Genomic DNA, 25368 nt, shown 5'->3' on the forward strand with positions numbered 1-25368 from the left:
TGGCGAAACAGGCAACGCGTGCGGCGAAAGGCCGTGCGCCGATGAAATCCGATCAGCAGCGGTCATCGGCAAACAGCTCTTCTGCAGATGCCGCCTTTGAGGACATGCCTGTTTTTGAAGGACCGATGGGCGAGGGTGGCGAGACGCGGCAGACCGCTGGCGGTGATGTCGCGACGCTGACGACCGCGCAGGGCGTTCCCGTTTCCGATGACCAGAACAGCCTCAAGCAGGGCGCGCGCGGCCCCGCGCTGCTGGAAGACTTCCATTTTCGCGAGAAGATGTTCCACTTCGATCATGAGCGTATCCCGGAGCGCGTGGTTCATGCGCGCGGTTATGGCGCCCATGGCTTTTTCGAGCTGACAGACAGCCTGTCCGACATCACCCGTGCCGATCTCTTCCAGCGGGTAGGCGAGCGGACCGAGGCCTTCGTTCGCTTCTCGACCGTGGCCGGGTCCAAGGGCTCGTTCGATCTCGCGCGCGATGTGCGCGGCTTTGCGGTGAAGCTCTACACCAAGGAGGGCAATTGGGACCTCGTTGGCAACAATATCCCGGTCTTCTTCATCCAGGACGCGATGAAGTTTCCCGACCTGATCCATGCCGCCAAGCCCGAGCCGGATCGCGCCTTTCCGCAGGCCCAGACGGCGCATGACAACTTCTGGGACTTCATCAGCCTGACGCCGGAATCGATGCACATGGTCATGTGGATCATGTCCGACCGGACGATCCCGCGCTCCTTCCGCTTTATGGAGGGCTTTGGCGTCCATACCTTCCGGCTGGTCGACGCAGACGGAAAGTCGACGTTCGTCAAGTTCCACTGGAAGCCCAAGCTGGGCCTTCAGTCGGTGGCTTGGAACGAAGCGGTCAAGATCAACGGCGCCGACCCCGACTTCCACCGGCGGGACCTCTGGGCCGCCATTGAAGCCGGCGATTTTCCCGAATGGGAACTGGGTCTCCAGCTCTTCGATCAGGAATTCGCCGACAGCTTCGATTTTGATGTGCTCGATGCCACCAAGATCATTCCCGAGGAACTGGTGCCGATCCGCGTCGTGGGTCGTCTGGTGCTCGATCGTCTGGTCGATAATTTCTTCGCCGAGACCGAGCAGGTCGCCTTCTGCACCCAGAATGTCGTGCCGGGCATCGACTTCAGCAACGACCCGCTGTTGCAGGGGCGCAATTTCTCCTATCTGGATACGCAGCTCAAACGCCTCGGCTCGCCCAATTTCACGCATCTGCCGATTAACGCCCCGCGCTGCCCGTTCGCGCATTTCCAGCAGGATGGGCATATGGCGATGCGCAATCCCGTCGGTCGCGCCAATTATGAGCCCAATAGCTGGGGCGCGGAAATCGGCGGTCCGCGTGAGGACCCGCAGCGCGGCTTCAAGAGCTTCGCGGAGCCGGCCGACGGCGACAAGTTGCGCATCCGGCCGGAAAGCTTTGCCGATCATTATAGCCAGGCCACGCAGTTCTACGCGAGCCAGACGTTGATCGAGCAAAAGCATATCGGCGATGCTTTGGTGTTCGAGCTCTCCCGCGTGGAGCGGCCGGACATCCGGTCGCGCATCGTTTCGCATCTGCTGAACATCGATGCGGACCTCGCGGCGACCGTCGCAAACGGGCTGGGGCTGGCCATGCCGCAGGCGGCGACCACGGCGGTACAGCCGCGGACCGATCTGGCGCCGTCCGATGCGCTGAGCATCATCAAGCGCGGGCCGCAGAGCTTTGCCGGCCGCAAGCTCGGCCTGTTGGTGACCGATGGCGCCGATGCGACGCTTGTCCAGGCGATCATTAACGCGGTCAATGAAGCCGGTGCGATGATCGAGTTCATTGCCCCCAAGATCGGCGGGGTCACCCTGTCGGACGGTAAGATCCTCGGCGCGCACTACAAGGTGGATGGCGGGCCTTCGGTCCTATTCGATGCCGTCGCGGTCGTCGCCTCGGCCGAAGGCGGGCAATTGCTCGCGCTCGATGCCACGGCGAAGGACTTCGTGACGGACGCTTTTGCCCACTGCAAGTTCATGGGCCTGAGCAAGGAAGCAGAGCCGCTGCTGACCAAGGCCGGTCTGATGCCCGACCTCGATGAAGGCTGCTTCGCCCTCAAGAGCAAATCCGATGCGACGGCATTCGTCGCGGCGCTGGCGCCGCTGCGGTTCTGGGCACGCGAGCCGCTCGTCGATCTCGATGCCGTTGCCTGAGTTCCTTCGAAAAGGAGATTAATCATGTCCATCATCGATAAGGTCATCGCCGCTGTCACCCCGCCCGAAAGCGAGGAGGCGCGGGCCGAGGCCCGGGCCAAGGCCGAAGGGCTTGCGACGCGCGGCAGCTGGCTCGCGCATATTCTCGATCATCACCGGCAGATCGAGGCTCTGTTCGCAGCCGTGAAGGCCGCAACAACGGCCGAGACGCGTCGCGATGCGCAGGAGCGGTTGGCGCTGCTCCTCACGGGCCATTCTATCGCGGAGGAAGCGGCGATCTATCCCGCGCTGGCCGCGGACAAGCAGGTCGGCCATGCCGAGCTTGCCTATCAGGAACAATCCGCCGCCAAGATGGAGATGGGTCTGCTGGAACGGCTGGACCCGATGAGCCAGGATTATCTCGACAAGCTCGAGCATATCCGCGGCGCGGTCGCCCATCACATCTATTCCGAGGAGGGAACCTGGTTCCCCAAGCTGATGGAGGACGTCTCGTCCAGCGAGCAGGCGATGATCACCCGCCGCTATTCTGAGGAGTTCGTCCGATATGTGGGCAACGGTCCCAGCTGAGACGCGTTGACTGATCATACGCTCACTGAGCCAACCCGCGACAGGAGAAGTAGAATGCCCGATGCGCGCGACGACGCACCGCTGACGACCTCCAAAGATCGCCACGCGGTCGATGAGGCCGCGGCGACCCTGGTCGAACCCAAAGGCGACAGTCTGGTCGGCCGCTCCGTGACGATCAATCGCCCCCGTGCGGAGCTGTACGCTTACTGGCGTGACTTCACTCGGCTGCCGACCTTCATGGACAATGTCGTGCGGGTCGACATGATCGACGATGTGACCAGCCATTGGGTGGTGAAGGCGCCCGGGGGCCGCACCGTCGAGTGGGATGCAGTCATAACCGAAGAGAAGCCCGACGCGTTCATCGCATGGGCCTCGACGGAGGGTGCCGACGTGCCGAACAGCGGTCGCATCGATTTCCGCGATGCAGGCGCGCGCGGCACCGTGGTCACGGCGACGATCCTCTACGATCCGCCCGCAGGATTTATCGGCAAGGTCATCGCGAAGATGTTCCAGCGCGAGCCGGCCATTCAGGCTCGGCGCGACCTGCGGCGCTTCAAGCAACTCATGGAAACCGGCGAGATCGCCACGTCGGCGTGGACGCACAAGCAACTGGAAGAGGAGACGGCCTGATGCGCGCGCTCACCTGGCACGGCAAGCATGATGTCCGCGTGGACACCGTGGACGATCCCGAAATCATCAATCCGCGCGATGCGATCATCAAGGTCACATCCACCGCGATCTGCGGCTCGGACCTGCACCTTTACGATGGCTACATTCCCACGATGAAGTCCGGCGACATTCTTGGCCATGAGTTCATGGGTGAGGTGGTCGAGACCGGCCCCGGCTCGACGCTCCAAAAAGGGCAGCGGGTGGTGGTGCCCTTCACCATCGCCTGCGGGAGTTGCTACCATTGCGGCAAGCACCAATATTCCGCTTGCGACAATTCCAACCCGGCCGACAATCAGGACATCGCCCAGACGCTCTACGGTCAGCCAATGAGCGCGCTGTTCGGCTATAGCCACATGACGGGCGGCTATGCCGGCGGGCAGGCGGAATATGTCCGCGTGCCGTTCAGCGATGTTGGCCCCATCGTCATTCCCGACGGGATCGACGACGACAAGGTGCTGTTCCTGTCCGACATTCTGCCGACGGGCTGGCAAGCCGCAGAGTTCGCGCAGATCGAGCCCGGCGACACAGTCGCTGTCTGGGGTTGCGGGCCGGTCGGGCTATTCTGCGTGCAGGCGGCCTTCCTGATGGGCGCCGAGCGGGTGATCGCCATCGACCATTTCCCCCGCCGCCTTGAGCTGGCGGCAAAATTCGGCGCGGAGACCATCAACTTCGAGGAGAGCAAGACCTACGAGGCGCTGATGGAGATGACCGGCGGCATTGGCCCCGACGCTTGTATCGACGCGGTCGGCCTGGAGGCGCACGGTCTTTTCGCCGACAATGTCTGGGACCAGATCAAAGTCTCCACCTTCACCGGCACCGACCGCACCCATTCGATCCGCCAGGCGATCATTGCCTGCCGCAAGGGTGGCCGCGTATCGATGCCGGCGGTTTATGGCGGCTTCGTCGACAAGTTTCCGCTCGGCGCCTTCATGGAGAAGGGCCTGACGCTCAAGACCGGCCAGACTCATGTGCAGCATTATCTGCCGGGCCTGTTGAATGCGATCATGGAGGGGAAGATCGATACCACCTTCCTCATCAGTCACCGCATGCCGCTGAGCAAAGCCGCGCAGGGCTATAAGATGTTCCACGATCACCAGAACGAAGTGACCAAGGTGGTGTTGAAACCGGGGCTCGACCGGGTCGCCGCATGACTCATGCAAGGAGACGGATGATGAAACTCTATTTTGCGATACCGTTGGCGGCCTGTGTATTGGCTGGGTGCAGCCAGGGCAGCACACCGGCAAATGATACAGCCATGACCAACAACGACATGGCCATGACGGGCAATGCCACGAACATGTCCGTGGGCGCGCCGCCGCCGGGCGAGATGTCCGCCACGCCCACCGATGCGACGGGCTACCTCGCCAAGGCAGGCGCTGGCGACCTGTTCGAGATCGAATCGTCCCGCGCCATCCTTGCGAAAAATCCGGACAAGCCGGTTGCCGACTTCGCGAACATGATGGTCGATGCGCACGGGCAATCCACCGCCAAGCTCAAGGCAGCGGCTGAGAAGGCTGGCCTGACCGTTGCACCACCGGCGCTCGACGCCAACCAGCAAGCCAAGCTGGACGCCATCAAGGCTGCCGAGGGCACTGCCGCCACCACGGCTTACCTGACGGCCCAACGCGACGCCCATGCAGCGGCGCTTGCGCTCCATCAGGGTTACGCCGCCAACGGCAACACGCCGGCGCTCAAGGCAGCTGCGGGCGAGATCGCCCCGGTCGTCCAGAAGCATATCGACATGCTGGCAAAGATGCCGGGCGCATAAGGAGGCATGGGATGGGCGAGAAATTCGCAATCGTCACGGGCGCGTCTACCGGCATCGGTTTCGAACTCGCCCATCTCATCGCGCAGGATGGCTATGACCTGCTCGTCGTCGCTGACGAGCCGCTGATCGACGCGGCCGCGCAGGACTTCAGGCGCCATGGCGGCGACGTGCGATCGCTTGAGGCCGATCTCTCCACGCTCGACGGCGTGGATCGGCTTCTGGCCGCAGCGGAAGGCCGGAGGATCGACGTGCTTTGCGCGAATGCCGGGGTCGGCACGGGCGGACCCTTTCTGGAGCAGGATGTCGCCATGTGGCGACGGTCTGTCGACACCAATGTCACCGGCACCGTCTATCTTCTGCAGAAGGTGCTGGCCGACATGGTCGCGCGCAATGACGGCAAGATTCTCGTCACCGGCTCCATCGCGGGCTACATCCCGGGCACCTTCAATGCCGTGTACAACGCGACCAAGGCGTTCATCGACAATTTCACCGAAGCGCTGCGCAACGAGATCAAGGAGGCCGAGGGCGTTACCCTCACCACATTGATGCCCGGCCCCACGGACACCGAGTTCTTCGAGCGCGCCGGTCTGCTGGATACGCAGGTCGGCCAGCAGGACAAGGCCGATCCCGCCAAAGTCGCGCGCGATGGCTGGAAGGCGCTGCTGGATGGCAAGGGGCATATCGTCTCAGGCCTCTCCAACAAGCTGCAGGTCGCCGCCGCGGGCGTCGTCCCGCAGGCCATTCTCGCCGAACAGCATCGCAAGCTGGCTGAGCCCGGCAGCGGGAAGGACTGAGCCATGGCCGATAAGAAATGGTCTCAGGATGTGACCGAACATTCGGACGCGCTCGATCTGGATGAGGGCGTTTTCAAGCAGGACGATCCGGCGAAGATCGCAGCCTCGCTCAAGCGCTCGGCGGAGCATAGCAAGCGGCGCAAGGGCACCGCGCTCCAGTCCGCGATGAGCATGCTCACCTTTTACATCAACCGCGCAGGCGACAATCTCGGCAAGGAGCAACGCCAGATCCTTGAGAAAGCCAAGGATGAGCTGCGCGAGGCTTTTGGCAAGGAGCCAAAGACTGCTGGAAAGGAGCAAGCCCATGGATAAGGATCGGGAGGCGGAGGCCAATCCCCCCAAGGACAAGGGCGAGAAGGGCAATCCAACCGAGATGCCCCGTGGTCCCATGGGCGATGCCCGACCGGACGCTGCCGAGAATGACAATCGCACCGGCGGTGGTCAGTCGCAGGAGAAGGTGGAAGATCGGCCCATGGTCGGCTCGGTCAAGCCAGAGGATTATCCCGAGCAGCAATAGTCTGTTGCGGGAGGGTGAATACATCGCCTCACTTGGCATTCTGAAGCATTTGCGCCATCATCGCGGGATGAAGATAGCACCGTGTACCATCTGCATCGTGCTTCCGCGTCACTGACGTGAGAAGCTGAGGCGGGCGATCCAGTTATTGCCCGAGCACGTTGTCTTGCGCCAGCGGCCGTCTCAAGGCCCCGAAGCTGGCGATCAAATCTTCAGGCCAGACCAACCATGCAAAATATATTTGAAAGCCCCTTCAAAGGCATCACGCTCGATCGTCTTGTCACGCATCCCAACATCCGGGTGGGACGCTATAGCTATTATTCCGGCTATTATCACGGCCATGGTTTCCACGATTGCGCCCGTTACCTGCTGCCCGATGACGGCGCGGACAAGCTCATCATCGGCTCGTTCTGCTCCATCGGGTCGGGCGCTTCCTTCATCATGGCGGGCAATCAGGGGCATCGCGGTGACTGGATCAGCACCTTCCCCTTCTTCTGGATGCCGGACGCGCCCGCATTTGCCGGTGCGGACAATGGCTATCGGCCCGCTGGCGACACGGTCATCGGCCATGATGTGTGGATCGGGTCGGAAGCGGTGATCCTGCCCGGCATCACCATCGGGCATGGCGCGATCATCGGCACGCGCAGCGTCGTGACGAAGGACGTCGCCCCCTATGCCATCGTCGGCGGCAACCCCGCCAAGCTGATCCGGCAGCGCTTCGCCGACGGGGACGTCGCCCGGCTGCTTGAGCTGTGCTGGTGGGACTGGAGCGATGACGACTTGCAACGCGCCATGCCCATCCTGACCAGCGGCGATATCCCGGCTCTCTACGGACATTGGCGCACCAACATCGCTGCCGACAGATAAGGGAGAAGCCTCGAGCGGGCGCTGGCGTCAGGGACGGCTGCAGGCTAGATCATAGCTTGCCGGCGCCCGCGCGCCGCGCTGTCCGCTCGGATGATGGGGAAGGAACATGGCGGGGCTTTTTGCGGCATCCGATGGCGTGGCCCGTTGCGGCTGGTGCGCAGCGTCGGAGGATTACATCGCCTATCATGACGATGAATGGGGCTATCCCGTGTCCGACGATCGGCGGCTGTTCGAGAAGCTGAGCCTTGAAGGCTTCCAGTCGGGCCTGAGCTGGCGCACGATCCTGACCAAGCGCGAGAATTTTCGGGCGGCGTTTCACGGCTTCGATTTTCATCGCGTCGCGGCCTTTGATGAGACGGATGTCGAGCGCCTGCTGCAGGATGCCGGCATCGTCCGCCACCGCGGCAAGATCGACGCGGTGATCAATAACGCGCAGCGCGTGCAGGATCTCGTGCGCGAAAGCGGCTCCTTCGCAGCCTATGTCTGGGGCTTCGAACCTAAAGACGATATCCCGCATCTCGCCTCAACGTCCCCCGCATCCATCGCCATGTCCAAGGACCTCAAGAAGCGCGGCTGGAAGTTCGTTGGCCCGACCACGGTCCATGCCTTCATGCAGGCCATGGGGCTGTTCAACGACCATGCCGAAGGCTGCGCGATCCGGGCGCGGGTTGCCAAGGCTCGCGCCGCGTTCCAACCGCCGCCGGGTTGAGAGCCATCGCGGGGCCGGTGCGCGATCAGTCCGGCGCGCGCCTGTTTGCCTCGATGGCCGAGACTTCCGGGCCATATTCGTTGATCGTCGCGCGGCGCATGTCACGCTTGTAGCGATAGCGCTCGAATGACGTCGCGCTGTGCATCGTGCAGCGATTGTCCCATACAACCATGTCGCCCGGCCGCCATTTATGCGCGTAGACATAGTGCTCCTGCGTGGCGAAGCGGTAGAGCTCGTCCAGGAAGGTGCGGGCCTCGTCTTCCGGCCACCCTTCGATGCCCACGCCGTGCCAGCCCATGTACAACGCCTTGCGCCCGCTGGCCGAGGTGCGGACCAGCGGATGAGCCATGCGCGGATAATTTTTGCGCATCTCCTCATCCTCGAATTTGACGCCGTTCAACTGCAGCGCGCGGAAAAGGTCGTGGTCCACCTTGAGGTCGGCGACCTTTGCCTTCATGTCCGCCGGCAGATCGTCATAAACGGCGCGGGTGTCGATGAACTCCGTATCGGCGCCCTCCGGTGGCGTCACATAGGCCAGCAACATCGACCATTTCGTGGGCCAGGAATTGAACGGGCTGTCGGTATGGAACAGCTCGAAATCGGCCGGTTGGGCGCCATCCGGCTTGGGCTGGATGATCTCGCCCTCGGCGGTAAGATTGCTGATGTCGTAAAGCTCCGGCGCGATCCGCTTGCGCCCGGGCGGTGCCAGTTCCAGCGGGCCGAAGGCCCGGGCGAAGGCGATATGATCCTCGTCCGACAGGCTGGCATTGCGGATCACGCAGACGGCATATTGCGCCATCGCCGCCTCGAAGAACTCGACGGTCTCGGGCGAGAGGGGGCCGGAGGTATCCAGATCGGTGATCTCGCCCACGAACCGGGGGTGCAGTTGGTTGATCATCATCGCTCCGCTCATTCCTCATCCCACTCTTTATCTCAGCCCGGCGCGCGCAGGTGCTGCCGACGCGCAAAGCCATTCTTCCTCGATCTGACATCAGCGCTGGCCCTCAAAATAGTGTGTTCTTTTGCAGCGGCCACTTCATGCCTGTCGCCAGGCTGCTTTCATGATGCTTTGGGACCGCAACCAATTCACAGCACTATTTTCGTCCCGCGTGCTTAGCCCAAAGGCAGGTGGACAAGAGAGGATGTCATCGACCGGACCTCGTCTGCGACACGCGAGCAATGCGGCGCAGTACCGGATCGTGCATCCCGAAACAGCCGCAAGGCCGGGAGGGTGAACATGACTGCAGGCCATCGTCTTTCATTCACGTCGCGCGCGCAATGCGCGCTTCTGCTGCTCAGCAGCGCCTCGATGCTGGGGCTGGCCCAGCCGGCCAGCGCGCAAGCCGGCTCGGCAAGCGCCGATGTCGGAGCGCAGGACAGCAATGGCGATAATGAGCGCGCAATCATCGTCACCGGCACCCGCATCGGCGGCGAAGCACCGGTCGGCACGGCGCTCGTTCAGTTGGGCAAGGAGGAGATTAGGGCCACAGGCCTCTCCAGCACCGCCGACATTCTCGGCACGGTGCCCTCCATCCTGCGGCTGGGCGGCGGCGACAATTATGCCGGTGGACAGGCGCAGCAGGCGAACACGATCAACTCCTTCAACTTCAACAAGTCGCCCAATGTCCGCGGCCTGGGCGTGGGCGCAACGCTCAGCCTCGTGAACGGGCACCGCGTGCCGTATGAAGGCGGCAACATGAACTCGTTCGACGGGGATAATTACCCCGCGCAGATGATCCAGCGGATCGACGTGGTGCAGGACGGGGGCTCGGCCCTGTACGGTGCGGACGCGATCGCGGGGACGGTCAACTATATCCTGCGGCGGCCGGAGGACACGCTCGAAATCCACGGCGGCTATCGCAAGAATGATGGTCAGGATGGCTGGTATGTGACCGGTATCGGTGGCGTGCGCTGGGGCGAGGGCAGTGTGGGGGAGGGCGGCATCATCCTCTCCTACCAGCATTCCTATCAGACGGGCTTCGCGGCCTCGGCCCGCCCGGATCTCTATAATGACGATCTCTCGCCTTATGGCGGCGCGCCTTCATCGCTTTACTCGGCGCCGGGCAATGTCGTCATCAACGGCATCTATTACGGCATCCCGGGGGGTCAGGACGGGTCGAAGCTGACTCTCGCAGATCTCAAATCCACGCCCAACTATTTCAATACCTGGAGCGGTATCGAGGTTATTCCGCAGGTTGAGGCAGACCGCTTTGCGATGAATTTCGAGCAGAATGTTACCGACTGGCTCCGTGTGTTCGCGGACGCGCTGTATGTACGGCGCGACTTCACCATCAACGGTCCCAACTCCTCCACCAGCAACCGCGTCACCAACCTTGGCCAGTTGCCGCGCATTCCCAACAGCAATCCGTTCAGCCCGTGCAACCCCAGCCATTATGCGGGCGGTGTCGTCACCGGTCCCGCCAACCTTCTCGCCGCCTGCGCGACGGGCGCGCTCTCCGTGGCCTACAGCACCGTCTACGACATCGGGTCGCCGCGCCGCTTCGGCAAAACGGAAACCTGGACCTATGGCGGCGGTGTCGACATCAAGCTGCCTTATGACTGGTCGGTAACCCTGTCGGCCTTCGCCGGCACGCATGATGCACCCTCGACCACCACACAGACGGGCGGCGCACCGGCGCCGGTTTTCGCGACGTTCAACTTCTTCTGCGATCCCACCGCCTTCCAGTGCACCGATCAGGCGACGGCAGATTCCATCAATGCGCGTGGCACCTCGCTCATCAACCGGACCAAATATGACATGCAGGTCTATTCGGCGACCGCCGACGGCCCGCTCTTCTCCCTCCCGGCCGGGCAGGTGAAGCTGGCTGTGGGCGTCGAACGCTATGAAGGCTCGCTGCTCAACGAGAATAATTTCGGCGGCAACAACTTCAATCCGCGCAGCGTCTCTTCGGTGTTCGGCGAATTGTTCGTGCCGGTCGTGAGCCCGGATGCGGAAAGCCGCCTCATCTACAAGCTCGAGCTCAATGGCTCGATCCGCTATGATGATTATAGCGACGCCGGCACCACGACCAATCCGCGTCTGGGCTTCAACTTCTGGCCGACGCGCGGCCTCAAGATCTTCGGCAGCTGGGGCACGTCCTTCCGGGCGCCGGGCCTTGCCGATAATGATCCCTTCTCGCAGACAGGTGTCATCCCGCTGGTGACGGCGGGCAATCAGCTCTCGCCGGCCATCTGCGCGGCGTGTCAGGGCGTGCCGATGGGCGCAATCTATCAGTCGATCGGCGGCGCCAATCGCGATCTCGCACCCGAGACCTCCGAGACCTATGCCATTGGTGTCGACTGGACACCGCCCTCGCTGCCGGGCCTCACCATGTCCGCCAAATATTGGTGGCTGAGCTATGAGGGCCAGATCACCACGCCGGCCTTCAACGTCGGCAGCGTGCCGGCGATCAACCAGCAGATCTACAACTCGCAGATCATCTACAACCCGGCCTATTTCCCGACACTGGCCGCGAACAACCCGACTGCCTTCTTTGGCGATTTCCCGACCATCAATCAGGCAAACCCTTCCTGCGCCGCAGCCTTCGGGAAGAATGTGACCACGCAGGCGCTCTACGATGCGATGATCAGCTGCTACAACACAGGCGGGGAGCGGGGCGGTCTGTTCGGTCCGCCGACGGCGCCGGGCAATGTGTTCGCGCTGGTGAGCGGCCGCCGGATCAACGCGGGCAAGACGGTCGGCCGGGGCATCGATTTCAACATCGATTACGCCTTCGATAGCAGCATGGGCCGGTTCAACCTCGGTGCGGTTGCCTCCTACACGATGAGCTGGAAAGTGTCCCCGCTGCCCGGCGCTGAGCTCGTGCAGGAAGTGAACCAGCTCGGCTTCCCGCTCACCTTCCAGGCGCGCGGCCAGCTGGGATGGCGGCGCGATATCGGGATGGGCGATCTGTTCGCCAGCACCTTCATCAACTTCCGCAATTCCTATGAGATCGATCAGGCACAACTGCCGGTCGGCGTCGACCCATCCTATGCCAAGATCGGCTCCTACACGACGTTCGACCTGACCATCGGCTTCGACACCGGCGACCGGGGCGGCTCATGGCTGACGGACAATTTCAGCATCGTCCTCAGCATGCAGAACGTCTTCGACAAAGATCCGCCACTGGTCGTCAATCAGGCAGGCCTTGCCGGCAGCGCGATCCGCTTCGATCCGACCTATGGCAGCGCGCTGGGCCGTGTGATGCAGATCCAGGTCGGCAAGCGCTTTTGAGGCGGGGTTCGCTGGGCGGGGTGGCGGCCTGCATGCTGCTCGCGGCATGCACGGCCTCCTCGGGCGACGGGTCACCATCGCTCGCACCGCCCGTGGCTGCCGCGAGGGAGGGAAGCGTCGTGACGGTCATGGGTCACCCTGCGCCACTTTCTCTGCTGGAGGACAAGGACCCGCGCCTGGCTCGGAACAAGCGCCTAGCGTTCGATATGTGGCGCAGCATCGTCAATGCCGGCCATGTCGAGCGGGCTGACGATCTGCTGACGGAAGGCTATATCCAGCACAGCCCGGTGCTGCCGAGCGGGCGCGCGGCCTTCAAGCAGATCTTCTCGGCCGTGCCCCGCCGCGACATCCCGGCACTGGTTTCGCCGCCGCTCGTCACGATGGTTGCAGAAGGCGATCTGGTGGTGATGGCGTTGCGGGAGGAGCTGCGCGAACCGGTCGGGTCCGGGCGCTATACCAGCACGCACTTCAACCTGTTCCGGGTGGAAGGGGATCGTCTGGCCGAGCATTGGCACTCGGTCGAGGCCCCGCCCGGACCAGATCTGCCGTCTCCAGACAAGGGCGGGCCGCAACCGGTGACGGGGGCGACCGGGCCAGCCCAGCAAGCGCTGCTCCAATCGGACGATCCGGCGCTGGCAGCCAACAAGCGGCTCGTGTTCGATGCCTGGCGCCACCTGATCGACGCGGGCGACGTGGCAACCGCCGCGCGCTATCTGGCCGACGACTTCATCGAACATGATCCACGCGCCACGCATGGCGAGCCGGCGATCGTCGCCGCAGCTAAGGGGCGCATGGCGGCACCCCTTGCGCAGGCCATGCAGGCCACACTGGTCGCCATGGTCGCGCAGGGCGATTTCGTGGTCGTCGTCACCGGCCATGAGCATCCGCACCCAAGCCGGGCAGGGGCCAGCTACACGACAACCCAGTTCAACATGTTCCGCATCGAGAAGGGGCGCCTTGCGGAGCATTGGACCGGCGCGATGAAGCCGGGAACCGTGCCCGGCCCCTATACCGATTGATGACATGCTGCGTGGAGAGACAATTTGACTGACATCGCCGCCGCGCAGCCCGATCCGGATCGCGCCGCCAGCCCCGTTTATCGCCCCCATTATTCGGACGAAGCCTGGCCCGCCGCGCGTCAGGCCTATCATGTCGCTTGGGTGCTGGCCGCCGTGCAGATGTGCGCCCAGCTCAATAACGGCGTCATGACGCTGCTGGTGGAGCCCATCAAGCGCGACCTGCAATTGACCGATATGGAGATGAGCTATCTGCTCGGCTTCTCGGTCAGTCTCTTCTACGTGCTGATCGGCATTCCTGCCGCTCGACTGGTGGACCGGCATAATCGCAAGCATCTGCTCGCGGTATCCGTTTTCCTGTGGAGCCTTGCCAGCGCGGCGTGCGGCCTTGCCCAGAATTTCTGGCAGTTCTTCGCGGCACGCTTTGGCATCGGCGCCGGTGAATCGATCAGCGGCCCGCTCTCCTATTCGCTGATGGCCGACTATTTTCCGCCGGAAAAGCTCCCCCGCGCCATCGCGATCTACAATGTCGGCTTTCAGGGTGGCACGGCGCTCTCGCTGCTGCTTGGCGCGGTGATGATCCACCTGCTCTCCGGGATGCCCGCCATTCACCTGCCCCTGCTCGGTGCCGTGCGCGAGTGGCAGGTCGTGTGGGTGGTGACCGGCCTCATGGGCATCCCGATCCTGCTGCTGGTCGCCACGATTGTGGAGCCCAAGCGCCGCGGGTTCAGCGCGGCCGCGGTCATGGGGATGCAACCGCGCAAGGTCGGCCTGCGCGAGACCTTGCGCTATCTGCTCGCCCATTGGCGGCTCTATGGCCCGATGTTCCTGGGCCTCTGCTTCACCGCCATGCACATGTTCGGCACGGCGGCGTGGAGCGCGGCCTTTTATGCACGGACCTATGGATGGGCGCCGGCCAGCACGGGGCTTTACACCGGGCTGCTCAGCCTCGTCCTCGCCATTCCGGCGCTGTTCGGCGCGGTCTGGCTCAACGATCATTTCCGCAACCGCGGCCATGCCGATGCGAACATGCGGGTGCTGGCCATCGGCTTTACCGCATCGGCCCCGTTCATGATCGCAGCGCCACTCATGCCCAGCCCGTGGCTGGCGCTCGGCATGGGCGGCATCGGCACGGCCCTGATGTTGATGGCGGCGCCATCGCTCAACTCGGCCTTGCAGGTGGTGACGCCCAACGAGATTCGGGGGCAGATCACCGCGCTCTATCTGTTCACCATGACGGCGGTGGGCGGCGGGCTGGGGCCGACCTACTTCGCCTTCCTCACCCAATATGTGTGGGGGGACGAGGCGCTGCTGCGATATGCCATCGCCACCTCAGCGGCGATTTCCTTCCCGCTGGCGGCGATCACCTATTGGGCGGGGGTGAAGCCCTATCGGCGGCGCATCCTGGAGATGCGGGCCGATGGCGCGCCGCTCTGAACCGCCCACCGCATCTGCCTATTGTCGCCACTATTTTCGCGCCCGGCGCAGCGGCACTCGCTGGGGAAATCAACGGCATGCCTCTTGCGTGAGGCGACGCCGGCAAGCTGACACATATCGAGGGAGAGAATGATGGCGAACAAGCGTGGAACGATCGTGATCGTGCATGGCGCGTGGGTTGGCGGGTGGCGCTGGCGCAAGGTAGCCGATCTGCTGCGCGATCGCGGCCATTATGTGTTCACGCCCACGCTGACCGGGCTTGGTGAGCGCGCCCACCTCAGCAGCCGCGACGTCAATCTGGCGATGCATGCGCAGGATATCGCCAATGTCATCCGCTATGAGGAACTGGAGAATGTGCTGCTGGTCGGCCACTCCTATGGCGGCATGCCGATCTCGCAGGCGACCGAACTGATCCCCGAGGGGGTGATCCAGTCGATCCTCTATATGGACGCTTTCATGCCGGAGAACGGCCAGTCGCTGAACGATCTGGTGCCCGGCGAGCCGCACCTCCCGCCCGAGGAGGGGGATTATCTCGTGCCGCCGCCCCGGCTGCTGCTGCAGGGCTTCAATGCGCATATGGACCCTGCGTCCCGCGCGTCTTACGAGGATCGGCGCACGGCGCAGTCCGTCTACTGTTTCTCGCAAAAGGCGGAGCTGACCGGTGCCCGCGACCGCATCCCGCAAAAGACCTATGTGATCGCCACCGGCTACAAGAACGATACGTTCGCCCCCGTGGCCGAACGGTTGCGCACTCAGCCGGACTGGCGCGTGGAGGAAATGCCCTTCACCCATGATCTCCAGCACGTTGCCGTGACCGAATCTGCCGACATGATCGAATCCGCGCTGCCCTGAGGCCACTCGGCTCGGCTCAGCCTTGCAATGTAGGCACTATTTTCACGCCGGCCGGTCCGCACACTGGCTCGAATTGAACGAAAGGCGGCCCCAGAGGCATTGCCAGACCGGACGGATAGCCCGCCGACTGCGATGCCCCGGCCGCCATGAGGAGAGAGAATCGTGAAGAATCAGGCTGCCGCAGTCGCCTCGCGCCCGACCTCGGTCGAGAGCTTCATTCGCTATTCGGAGCGCGCGGCCGATGGGGGCTGGATCGAGAAGAACGGCTCCTATTCCTTCTCGATGGAAGATCATGACGTGACCGTGCACAACGCCCGGCTTGCGGACACCTCATTCGATGCGCAGGGCTTCACCCTGGTGAACCACGCCACGGATGTCGATTTTACGGACAAGAATGATTTCGAGCGCCGCTATTATCCCGAGGTGGCGCGTCTGGTGAAAGAGCTGACCGGCGCCAGTGAAGTGTTCGCCTTCATGGGAATTTTACGGGGCGGGGAGGATGCCAAGGGCGGCGGCCCGGCGCTGAGTGCCCATGTGGATTTCAACGGGCCCGCGCTGCAGCAGTGGATCGCGCGGCTCGTGCCCGATCGGGCCGAGGAGCTGGCGGCCAAGCGCCTCGTCAACATCAATGTCTGGCGCGGCACCAAGCCGGTCGAGAATTATCCGCTGGCGGTCTGCGACAGCCGCAGTGTCGAGAAGCGCGATTTCTTGAGCGTATCGCTGGGCAAGCCAGAAGGCGGCTTCCGCCAGGGCATGCCAGCCGGCCTCAACATGGCCTACAATCCCCGGCATCAATGGTATTATTATCCGGATATGCAGCCCGATGAGGCGCTGATCTTCCGCCTGTACGATACCGGCAATCCCGATTGGCAGATGACCGGCCATACCGCGTTCGAGGATCCGACCAGCGAACCGGATTCCCCGCGCCGGGAGAGCTTCGAGGTCAGGACCATCGCGGTGTTCGACGCATGATGGCGCAGCGCTCTCCTGTCCGCTCCGCCATCCTGCGCGCCGGATCAGCCCGAGGCTGCGCCGGCCGGCGCGCCGATGCGGAAATGGCCTTCCTCCAGCCGGGTCAGCTTCGCCTGTCCGCTCTGCTGCCAGGGGTCCTTCGCCAGTCGCTCGAGCACTTCTTCGCGGCTGTCGGCCAGAAACACGAACAGCACATCCTCGGACTCGGCCAGCAGGCCCGCCATGGCGATGAAGCCCTCCTTTTCGAGCGCGCCCATATAGCCGGCGTGGTCCGCAAAGCCGGGCTGCTCATGCGCTTCCTTGCTGGGGTCCCAAAGGTCTGTTCGCTCGACCAGAGCAACGAAGGTCTTTTTCATAAGAACGCCTTTCAAGTTTTTCAGACTGCATCAGTATAAGTTCAGTATAACAATATATTCAAGCGTTACGTTGGAGAATAAATCATGAAGGTCTTCGTATTCGACTGGACCGCTTATCAAGAGAATGTTGATAAGTATCGCGAGGATGGTGTTCTTCCGCGCTTGGGTGCAAGTCATTTTGATCCGCAGGCCGCTGCAAAGACTTACAAGAACCATCTCGAAGCATGGGCGGAGATGGACAAGCAGGGTTTTGATGGCATCGCGATCAATGAACATCATGGCACGCCCTTCGGTCTGGGCAATTCGCCCAATCTGATGGCGGCGGCGCTGTCGCAGGTGACCGAGCGCCTGAAGATCCTGGTCTACGCCAATCTGCTGCCCATCCACGAGCCGCTGCGTCTGGCCGAAGAGATCGCCATGCTCGATTGCATGAGCAACGGACGGCTGATCTGCGGCGTGGGCAGGGGTGCGCCCCGCGAATATAAGATCTTCAACGTGCCCATGGGTGAATCACGCGGCCGCTTCAATGAGGGCTTCGAGGTGATGCGGCGCGCCTGGACGCAGGACAGCTTCTCCTTTGACGGGGAGTTCTACAAGTTCGAGGACGTCTCCCTGTGGCCGCGCACCTTCCAGCAACCCCACCCGCCGATCTGGGTGCCGCTCACCGGCTCGAAGGAGTCCATCGAATGGGCGGCCGAGCATGATGCGACCATCACGCCGGGCATCTTCCGCGGGTCCATGCGCGAGGATACCATCCGCTATTTCGCCGAATGCCAGGCCCGCCATGGACGCGAGGTCCAGTCGGACAAGATCAGCATCATGGTCGACTGCTACGTGGCCGATTCCAAGGAGCAGGCCATTGAGGAATATGGCAGCCATCTGATGTATCTGTTCAACACGCTGCTGCGCTACGATCAGGTCTGGCAGTCGGATGTGCGCAAAACGAAATATTACAGTTCGACGGCGTTCGAACATCTGCGCGAAGGTGCGAAAGGCACCCTGGCCGAGGATGACACGGTGTTTAACGAGTGGACGATGGACACGGTCCGTGCCGCAGCCCAGCACATGCCGATCGGCACCGCCGACGAGATCGTCGCGCGCATCATCGATGAGTGCAACGATGCCGGCGCCAACAATGTGCTGCTGGTGTGCAACCGCGGCGACATGCCGCACGAGATGTACATGAATCAGGTGCGCCGCATCGGCGAGGAGGTCTTGCCCCGCCTGCAGGCACACAATGTCACCTTCGTTCCCCATGCCGAGCGGCAGCAGGCAGCGGAATAGCAGTCGGTCAAAAATACAGTAGAACCGACGGACGAAATGCGGGGGAGTGACGATGGCGACGACGACACAGCATAATCCGGCAGAGCCGCTCGCAGACGAAACGCATCCGCTGCTTCGGCCCGGCTACAAGAAATGGGCCGTCTTCGTGCTGCTGCTCGTCAGCATTTTCAACTTCGCCGATCGCGCGATCCTCGCGGTGCTCGCCCAGCCGATCAAGGAAGACCTCGGGCTTACCGATACCGACCTTGGCATTTTGCAGGGGCTGGGCTTTGCGATCATGTATTCCGTGCTGGGCGTGCCGCTCGGCATGTTGGCCGAGCGCGTCAACCGGACGCGGCTGATCGCCATCTGCGTTGCCGCCTGGTCTGCGATGACCGCGGTCTGCGGCCTGGCAACGGGCTTTACGACCTTGCTGTTGGGGCGGATCGGCGTGGGTATCGGCGAGGCGGGGGTGCAACCGCCGACATCATCGCTCCTGTCCGATCATTACCGGGCCAATCGTCGCGCCTCGGTGCTGGCCGTCATCTCGCTCGGTTCGCCGTTCGGCTTTCTGCTCGGCCAGTCGCTGGGCGGTTGGGTGGCGACGCAATGGGACTGGCGCACGGCCTTTTTCGTTATGGCCGCACCGGGCATCATGGTCTCCCTGCTGGTCTGGTTCACCCTGCGAGAGCCGCCGCGTGGATTGGCGGATGGCCGCATCACCCGCGCACCCGTGCCCTCGCTGGGGACGGTGCTGCGCTTCCTTTTGGCCAAGAAGACCTACATTCACTTGCTGGCGGGGGTGACCATTGCCGGTTTCACCCTCAACGCCATCGCCAACTTCGTGCTGCCCTTCTATCTGCGCAGCTTCGAGATCAACCTGGCGACGCTCGGGGTGATCTTCGGCATCGTCACGTTCACCTCCAACGGCATTGGCATGCTGCTGGGCGGGTTCGGCTTCGACTGGTTGTCGCGTCGGGATATGCGCTGGGTGCTCTGGGGCCCGGCCCTGTGCATGGCGCTGTGCGTGCCTATCTATTTCGGCGCCTTCATGAGCCGTGAGCTGTACGTCTCACTCGCCTGCATCTTCTTCGGCAATATGGCCCTCATCACCTTCATGGCCCCCACGATGGGCACGATGCAGAACCTTGCCGGGCCGCAGATGCGCGCCATGACCGCCGCGATCACCGCGCTGGTTGGTGGCCTGCTGGGTGCCGGCCTCGGGCCGACCGTTACCGGGGTGCTCAGCGACTTCTACGCAAGGCGCGCTTATGGTGCGGCTGATTTCGCCATATCTTGTCCGGGGGGCAGGGGGCCCGATGGCATCGGCACGGCTCTTGACGCCGCCTGCCTCACCGCGTCATCGACCGGTTTGCGGTACGCGCTGGTCACTGTGCTGGTGCTGTTTTTCTGGGCCGCGCTGCACTACGTCCTCGCCGCGCGGGATCTGCGCAAGGATGTCTACCGGCCGGAAGACGAGGCAGGGGTGGCATAAGAGCACCCCCTTTGCACCCGCTCAGATCGGGCGCGTCGAACTCATGGAGAGCATGACGCGCGAGGCTTCTGCCTTGGCCCAGCCCAATTGCGCATCGCTCCCCATCGGCAACTGGTCGAGGAGCATGCGCAGCAGCGCGAAATATTCGGCCTGCTTGTGCGCCGGCAGGCGCTCCAGCAGGAAGGGATGGAACCGCGCCTCATAAGCCGCGAGGCAGCGCGAGAAGAGATCGATGATCGGGCTTCTCGCCAGCTTGGAGACATATTGCACCAGCGCCAGCAGATCATAGCGATCGATGGGGTCGCTGCTCTGTGCGCGGTCGAGGAGCTCCCGCAGTCTTGCTCGCTCCGTCGCACTGGCGCGGCTCACGGCCAGCGCGGGTACGAAGCGGTTCAACTGGAACAGCGTCGTGCCAGCGGTCTGCGGATCAACCTGCCGGCTGATCAGGAAGGCAAGGACAAGCCGGATGCTGCCGGTGCCGCGCAGATCTCGCACGATCAGGCCATTGCCCCGACCCCGGCGGCACTCGACGAGCCCGCTATCCTGCAACTGCCGGATCGCCTGACGCAGCGTGACGCGGCTGACGCTGAAGCGTTCGCACAAGTCCCATTCGGAGCCGAGCCGCTGGCCGGCATTGCCGCTCGGCAGGATTTCGGCCGCCAGCCTGCGGGCGACGAGGAGGGCGAGCGTCCGGTCGGCATCCTGACGGGACGCCTCGATGGTCGGCGGCGAAAGCGGCGCATCGCGCGCGGCCAGCCAGTCGCCAAGGCGCCGGTGAAGCCTGTCGGCCTCTTGCTGTGCGGCCGTCACGTCGCGGTTGGCGACGGCCTGGTTGATCGCTTCGGCTTGCTGCTTGGCCTGCCCAAGCCAATCGCCGTCATGCGATTCAACCCCGGTAAACAGCATCGTCAGTTCGTTCAGGCACTGCACGAACAGCGGCAGGACAGGGTCTCCACTCATCGCCGCCAGATCGGACCGCACCCGCAAATGCCAGGCAAGGCCGCCTTCGCGTTCGTCCGGCGCGTCCAGTCGCATCCCATGGTCTGAACGATCGGCTGTGGCCGCAAGCGTTGCGAGCAGCGGGTCGACAGCTTCGCGCGCATCCAGCACCTGCTCGCACGTCACGCCAGCCAGCTGGAAGTAATTGGCGAGCTCAAGCCCGATCCGGCCCACGTCGGGCTGCGCCACCATGAAGCCACCGCTCGGTCCGGGACGTAGCCGGCCCAATCCGCGGCGCTCGAGCAGGGCGACCGCTTCGCGCATAGCTGCGCGTCCCACGGCATAATGCTCGCACAGACCCCGCAGTGACCCCATCACACCACCGACGGGCAAGGGGCTGGAGGCGATATCGTCCTCGATCCTGCGGGCCAGCCGCTCGGCCAGGCGGGCGGTGCCGGCATCCTCGCTGGTGGACGCGCTATATATCTTTTCCGCTGTGTTCATGCGATCCTCTACGGACCGATTGAAACTGTCTGATCCTTGTTATGCAAGCGAAATTCAGCCAGCGACAACTATATTTTCGCTCGGAATTGTTGCCACTATTTTAGTCTGCCAAAGTCCGCCAAGCTCTGGCACACTCGTATCTGTCATACGCATGATGGAACTCAGGAAGATATCTTGAAAAGGCAGCTGCTCGGCGACCTAAGCGCCCAGGTCGTGATCTCTTCGTTACGTCGCAAGCTGCCCCCGCTGCCGGTGATGACGGTTCAAGGTCGCCTCGCGTGACCATTTCCATGCCGGCCCCGGACCCGGACATTCTGGATCGTCGCGCGGAGATTGTGCGGGCGATGCAGGCCATCGTGCCGGGGGAGGGGGTCGTCTCCCATCCCGATGGCCTGCGCCCGTTCGAGACCGATGCACTCACCGCTTATCGGCAGATGCCGCTTGCCGCGGTGCTGCCTGAGACGGTCGCGCAAGTCTCGCAGATACTGGCCTGGTGCCACGCCCATGATGTGAAGGTCGTCCCGCGTGGGGCCGGGACGTCGCTTTCGGGCGGCGCGCTGCCGCTGGCTGATGGCATCCTGCTCGGCCTCTCCCGCATGAACCGCATCATCGAGATCGATTATTCCAACCGGGTCGCCGTCGTGCAGCCCGGCGTCACCAACCTTGCGATCACCAAGGCGGTAGAAGCGCAGGGCTTCTATTATGCGCCGGACCCCTCCAGCCAGATCGCCTGCTCCATCGGCGGCAATGTCGCTGAGAATAGCGGCGGCGTGCATTGCCTCAAATATGGGCTCACGACCAACAATGTGCTCGGCGTGGAGATGGTGCTGATGACCGGCGAGATCATCCGCTTGGGCGGCCGCCATCTCGATGCGGCCGATCTCGATCTGCTGGGCGTCATGACCGGATCGGAAGGGCTGCTGGGTGTCGTGACGGAAGTCACCGTGCGCATTCTCCCCAAGCCGCTGCAGGCACGAGCAATGCTGATCGGCTTCCCGAGCATCGAGACGGCGGGGCGCTGCGTGGCGGATGTGATCGGCGCCGGCATTATTCCGGCAGGCATGGAGATGATGGACCGCGCCGCCGTCGGCGCTGCCGAAGCCTTCGTGAAGGTCGGCTATCCGCTCGACGTGGAGGCCTTGCTGATCGTCGAGATCGACGGCGTCGATGCCGAATGCGATCATCTCGCCGCAGAAATCAGCGCCATTGCGACGGCGAATGGCGCGGTCAGCCTGCAGGTCTCGCAGGACGAGACGCAGCGCCTCGCCTTCTGGGCCGGTCGCAAGGCTGCCTTTCCCGCCGTGGGCCGCCTCGCGCCGGACTATTATTGCATGGACGGCACCATTCCTCGCCGCCACCTGCCGCATGTGCTTCGACGGATCTCCGAGCTGGCCGCAGCGCATGGCCTTGCCGTCGCCAATGTCTTTCACGCCGGTGATGGCAATCTCCATCCGTTGATCCTCTACGATGCCAACCAGCCCGGCGAGCTCGACCGCGCGGAAAAGCTCGGCAATGAGATCCTTCGCCTGTGCGTCGAGGTGGGCGGCGTGCTCACAGGCGAACATGGCGTCGGAATCGAGAAGCGTGATCTGATGCCGGAGATGTTCAGCGAGACCGATCTCGCGCATCAACAGCGGGTGAAATGCGCGTTCGATCCGGCCTTGCGCCTCAACCCCGGAAAGGTCTTCCCCACCTTGCATCGCTGCGCCGAGCTGGGCCGCATGCATGTGCACAAGGGGCAGGTGCCTTTCCCCGAGCTGCCGAGATTTTGATGACCACCAATATGGTCACGCCGACCGACATCGCTGAGCTCTGCGCGATCATTCGCGATGCGGGTCGCGACGGCATGCCTGCGGAACTGCGCGGCGGCGGGACAAAGGCGGATATCGGCCAGCCGGACCGGCAGGCGTTGATCGTGGATATGTCCGCTTTTGCAGGGATCATCGATTATGATCCCGCCGAACTTGTGCTCACGGTAGGGGCTGGCACCCGCTTGTCCGAGATCGAGCTACTTCTGGCGGAGCAGGGCCAGATGCTGGCATTCGACCCCTTCGATTACGGCCCGGTCTTCGCGCGCTCATCCGGCGCCTCGACCATCGGGGGTATCATCGCGGCCGGCGTCTCAGGCTCGCGCCGCCTCTCGGCCGGGGCGGCGCGCGATCACATGCTGGGCTTCGAGGCCGTCTCGGGGCGGGGCGAGGCCTTTATCGGCGGCGGCAAGGTGATGAAGAACGTCACTGGCTACGACCTGCCCAAGCTGATGACTGGCAGCTGGGGCAGGCTGGCTGCGCTCACCAGCCTCACCGTAAAGGTCATGCCCCGCCCGCAGACATGCGCGACGCTGCTGTTGCGCGGACTGGACGACGAAGCGGCCATCGCCGCAATGGCCCGCGCCATGGGCTCCCCGGCCGAGGTCGCCTGCGCCGCGCATCTGCCCGAAGCGGGGATCACGCTGCTGCGCGTCGAAGGCTTTGCGCCATCGGTGGCAGCGCGCAGCGACATGCTGCGGGCGCTGCTGGGGCAGGCCGATCTGCTCGCTGACGGTGCCGACGAGCCTTTGTGGGCAGCGGTGAGGGGTGGAGGCGCCCTGCAGGGCGAGGCCGTGTTGTGGCGGATCAGCACCGCGCCGTCCCGTGGGCCGGAGGTCTTCCGGGCGCTCCAGCATCTGGGTGCGCGACGCTGCTATGACTGGGCGGGCGGCCTCGTCTGGCTGAGTTTGCCGCAAGATGCCGATCAGCACCGCGTGCGCCAGGTCATCGCGCAGACGGGCGGGCACGCGACGCTGATCCGCGCGCCAGCCGCGCTGCGCGCCAGCATGTCCGCGCTCCATGTCGAAGAGCCCGGCGTCGCCGCACTCTCGGCGCGGGTGCGGGCGGCGTTCGATCCGCTGGGCATCCTCTCACCCGATCGCTTTGGAGTCGCCCATGCGCACTGATTTCACGGCCGAGCAATTGGCCGATCCTGCGATGGCGACCAGTGAGCGCGCGATCCGCAAGTGCGTCCATTGCGGCTTCTGCACCGCGACTTGCCCGACCTATGTGCTGCTCGGCGATGAGCGGGATTCGCCGCGCGGGCGCATCTACATGATGCAGGATATGCTCCAGAATGAGCGCGTGCCCTCCAGTGAGACCGTGCGCCATATCGATCGCTGCCTGTCCTGCCTGTCCTGCATGACGACCTGCCCGTCGGGGGTGAACTACATGCACCTCGTCGACCATGCGCGCAGCTGGATCGCGACGCATTATAGGCGCCCCTGGCACGAGCGGCTGATGCGGCGCCTGCTCGGCGCGGTCCTGCCGCACCCGCGCCGCCTGGCCTTGGCGCTGCGCCTCGCACCGTTCGGTCGCCCCTTCGCACCGCTGCTGGCGCGATGGCCGGCCACGCGCCCTCTGGCAGCGATGCTGCGACTGGCGCCGTCCGAACGCCCAACGGCTGCTGGGGTGCCGCCAACCGCGACCGGCAATCTGGGCCGGGTCATTCTCCTGCAAGGCTGTGCAGAGCCGGTCCTGAAGCCCAACATCCGCGCTGCCACGCACCGACTGCTATCGCGCGCCGGCTATGAGGTCTTGTTCGCCAAAGGCGAGATTTGCTGCGGCGCGCTGGTCCGGCACATGGGGCAGGACGCCGAGAGCCTGAACGCCGCGCGTCGGAATGTCGATGCCTGGACTCCTCATATAGACGCCGGCCTGAAAGCCATCATCATCACCGCCTCGGGCTGCGGCACGACGATCAAGGATTATGGTTCCATGCTGCGCGACGACCCGCTTTATGCGGAGAGGGCCGCCCGCCTATCGGCGCTGGCCTGCGATATCAGCGAGTTTCTCGCGAAAATCACGCTTCCGCGGGGACGTCCGCAGGGCATCCGCGTCGCCTATCAATCGGCCTGTTCGCTCCTGCACGGGCAGTCGGTCGACCACGAGCCGCGCGCGCTGCTGGAGCGTGCTGGTTATGAGGTCGCGACCCCCGCCGAGCCCCATTTGTGCTGCGGCTCGGCCGGCACCTACAATATCCTTCAGCCGGAAATCTCCGCACAGCTGCGCGATCGCAAGGTCGCCAATCTGCAAGCTTTGCAGCCAGATGTCATCGCCACGGGCAATATCGGCTGCGCGATGCAGATCGGCAGCGCAACTGACATTCCCGTTCTGCACGTCGTTGAGCTGCTGGATCAGGCGTTGGGCGGGGCGGACGCCAGGTCTATCACCTGACGCCCAAGCCCTTCA

Annotated in this window: 23 protein-coding genes; 20 read left to right on the plus strand and 3 right to left on the minus strand. The window is 63.7% G+C overall.

The window, feature by feature from the left end:
- Nucleotides 1-41: 41 nt before the first annotated feature.
- The 10 genes from M2342_RS08900 to M2342_RS08945 all read left to right on the plus strand — a co-directional run bounded on the left by M2342_RS08900 (nucleotide 42) and on the right by M2342_RS08945 (nucleotide 8080).
- On the plus strand, nucleotides 42-2192 hold the full coding sequence (locus M2342_RS08900) for a catalase (RefSeq protein ID WP_413715165.1): 2151 nt from the start codon (nucleotides 42-44) through the stop codon (nucleotides 2190-2192).
- Between the two features lie 24 nt (nucleotides 2193-2216).
- Nucleotides 2217-2759 carry a hemerythrin domain-containing protein gene (locus M2342_RS08905; protein ID WP_264578811.1) on the plus strand — a complete coding sequence of 181 codons (543 nt, stop codon included), beginning with the start codon at nucleotides 2217-2219 and terminating at the stop codon, nucleotides 2757-2759.
- A gap of 54 nt (nucleotides 2760-2813) precedes the next feature.
- Nucleotides 2814-3389 carry an SRPBCC family protein gene (locus tag M2342_RS08910; protein WP_264578812.1) on the plus strand — a complete coding sequence of 192 codons (576 nt, stop codon included), beginning with the start codon at nucleotides 2814-2816 and terminating at the stop codon, nucleotides 3387-3389.
- Entirely contained in the window at nucleotides 3389-4579 is a 1191-nt protein-coding gene (locus M2342_RS08915) for a zinc-dependent alcohol dehydrogenase (protein WP_264578813.1), read from the plus strand. Before M2342_RS08910 ends, M2342_RS08915 begins: the two co-directional genes overlap by 1 nt.
- 104 nt (nucleotides 4580-4683) lie before the next feature.
- Nucleotides 4684-5196 carry a DUF4142 domain-containing protein gene (locus M2342_RS08920; protein WP_264578814.1) on the plus strand — a complete coding sequence of 171 codons (513 nt, stop codon included), beginning with the start codon at nucleotides 4684-4686 and terminating at the stop codon, nucleotides 5194-5196.
- Between the two features lie 11 nt (nucleotides 5197-5207).
- Entirely contained in the window at nucleotides 5208-5990 is a 783-nt protein-coding gene (locus M2342_RS08925) for an SDR family NAD(P)-dependent oxidoreductase (protein ID WP_181559570.1), read from the plus strand.
- 3 nt (nucleotides 5991-5993) lie between these two features.
- A complete protein-coding gene (locus M2342_RS08930; protein WP_181559571.1) occupies nucleotides 5994-6302 on the plus strand; it encodes a DUF3175 domain-containing protein in 309 nt (102 codons plus the stop codon).
- Nucleotides 6295-6507: a hypothetical protein gene (locus M2342_RS08935; protein WP_264570216.1), complete on the plus strand. Its 213-nt coding sequence runs from the start codon at nucleotides 6295-6297 to the stop codon at nucleotides 6505-6507. The genes M2342_RS08930 and M2342_RS08935 overlap by 8 nt, the downstream gene beginning before the upstream one ends.
- Before the next feature lie 225 nt (nucleotides 6508-6732).
- On the plus strand, nucleotides 6733-7371 hold the full coding sequence (gene catB, locus M2342_RS08940; RefSeq protein WP_264578815.1) for a type B chloramphenicol O-acetyltransferase: 639 nt from the start codon (nucleotides 6733-6735) through the stop codon (nucleotides 7369-7371).
- A gap of 106 nt (nucleotides 7372-7477) precedes the next feature.
- A complete protein-coding gene (locus M2342_RS08945; protein ID WP_319801091.1) occupies nucleotides 7478-8080 on the plus strand; it encodes a DNA-3-methyladenine glycosylase I in 603 nt (200 codons plus the stop codon).
- A gap of 25 nt (nucleotides 8081-8105) precedes the next feature.
- Here the strand turns inward: M2342_RS08945 and M2342_RS08950 are convergent, their stop codons facing one another.
- Nucleotides 8106-8981 (minus strand): TauD/TfdA dioxygenase family protein, encoded by an 876-nt coding sequence (locus tag M2342_RS08950; RefSeq protein ID WP_264578816.1) that lies wholly within the window; start codon nucleotides 8979-8981, stop codon nucleotides 8106-8108.
- A 336-nt stretch (nucleotides 8982-9317) separates the two neighbouring features.
- Between M2342_RS08950 and M2342_RS08955 the strand changes: the two genes are divergently transcribed.
- The 5 genes from M2342_RS08955 to M2342_RS08975 all read left to right on the plus strand — a co-directional run bounded on the left by M2342_RS08955 (nucleotide 9318) and on the right by M2342_RS08975 (nucleotide 16591).
- Entirely contained in the window at nucleotides 9318-12314 is a 2997-nt protein-coding gene (locus M2342_RS08955; RefSeq protein ID WP_264578817.1) for a TonB-dependent receptor plug domain-containing protein, read from the plus strand.
- A gap of 128 nt (nucleotides 12315-12442) precedes the next feature.
- Nucleotides 12443-13333 carry a nuclear transport factor 2 family protein gene (locus tag M2342_RS08960; protein ID WP_264580026.1) on the plus strand — a complete coding sequence of 297 codons (891 nt, stop codon included), beginning with the start codon at nucleotides 12443-12445 and terminating at the stop codon, nucleotides 13331-13333.
- Between the two features lie 24 nt (nucleotides 13334-13357).
- The gene (locus tag M2342_RS08965) at nucleotides 13358-14767 is read left to right on the plus strand and encodes an MFS transporter (RefSeq protein ID WP_264578818.1); all 1410 of its coding nucleotides are present in this window, start codon (nucleotides 13358-13360) and stop codon (nucleotides 14765-14767) included.
- Between the two features lie 132 nt (nucleotides 14768-14899).
- A complete protein-coding gene (locus tag M2342_RS08970; protein WP_264578819.1) occupies nucleotides 14900-15619 on the plus strand; it encodes an alpha/beta hydrolase in 720 nt (239 codons plus the stop codon).
- Between the two features lie 162 nt (nucleotides 15620-15781).
- Nucleotides 15782-16591: a CmcJ/NvfI family oxidoreductase gene (locus M2342_RS08975; protein WP_264578820.1), complete on the plus strand. Its 810-nt coding sequence runs from the start codon at nucleotides 15782-15784 to the stop codon at nucleotides 16589-16591.
- A gap of 44 nt (nucleotides 16592-16635) precedes the next feature.
- Here the strand turns inward: M2342_RS08975 and M2342_RS08980 are convergent, their stop codons facing one another.
- Nucleotides 16636-16947: a hypothetical protein gene (locus M2342_RS08980; RefSeq protein ID WP_264578821.1), complete on the minus strand. Its 312-nt coding sequence runs from the start codon at nucleotides 16945-16947 to the stop codon at nucleotides 16636-16638.
- Between the two features lie 84 nt (nucleotides 16948-17031).
- Between M2342_RS08980 and M2342_RS08985 the strand changes: the two genes are divergently transcribed.
- Both M2342_RS08985 and M2342_RS08990 read left to right on the plus strand, forming a co-directional pair.
- Nucleotides 17032-18231 (plus strand): LLM class flavin-dependent oxidoreductase, encoded by a 1200-nt coding sequence (locus M2342_RS08985; protein ID WP_264578822.1) that lies wholly within the window; start codon nucleotides 17032-17034, stop codon nucleotides 18229-18231.
- A 52-nt stretch (nucleotides 18232-18283) separates the two neighbouring features.
- On the plus strand, nucleotides 18284-19705 hold the full coding sequence (locus M2342_RS08990; protein ID WP_264578823.1) for a spinster family MFS transporter: 1422 nt from the start codon (nucleotides 18284-18286) through the stop codon (nucleotides 19703-19705).
- A gap of 21 nt (nucleotides 19706-19726) precedes the next feature.
- Here M2342_RS08990 and M2342_RS08995 read toward each other — a convergent pair whose 3' ends face one another.
- Nucleotides 19727-21148 (minus strand): FadR/GntR family transcriptional regulator, encoded by a 1422-nt coding sequence (locus tag M2342_RS08995; protein ID WP_264578824.1) that lies wholly within the window; start codon nucleotides 21146-21148, stop codon nucleotides 19727-19729.
- Nucleotides 21149-21426: 278 nt separating this feature from the next.
- On the opposite strand from M2342_RS08995, the gene M2342_RS09000 reads away from it, so the two are divergent.
- From M2342_RS09000 to glcF, 3 genes are read left to right on the plus strand one after another with little or no spacing between them, the layout of a single operon-like run.
- Nucleotides 21427-22920: an FAD-linked oxidase C-terminal domain-containing protein gene (locus tag M2342_RS09000; RefSeq protein ID WP_264578825.1), complete on the plus strand. Its 1494-nt coding sequence runs from the start codon at nucleotides 21427-21429 to the stop codon at nucleotides 22918-22920.
- The gene (locus M2342_RS09005) at nucleotides 22920-24083 is read left to right on the plus strand and encodes an FAD-binding protein (RefSeq protein ID WP_264578826.1); all 1164 of its coding nucleotides are present in this window, start codon (nucleotides 22920-22922) and stop codon (nucleotides 24081-24083) included. Before M2342_RS09000 ends, M2342_RS09005 begins: the two co-directional genes overlap by 1 nt.
- A complete protein-coding gene (gene glcF / locus M2342_RS09010) occupies nucleotides 24073-25353 on the plus strand; it encodes a glycolate oxidase subunit GlcF (protein WP_264578827.1) in 1281 nt (426 codons plus the stop codon). Before M2342_RS09005 ends, glcF begins: the two co-directional genes overlap by 11 nt.
- The last annotated feature ends 15 nt before the right edge of the window (nucleotides 25354-25368 follow it).

Origin of the sequence: Sphingobium sp. B8D3A (genome assembly GCF_025961995.1) — a bacterium.
Lineage (GTDB): Bacteria > Pseudomonadota > Alphaproteobacteria > Sphingomonadales > Sphingomonadaceae > Sphingobium.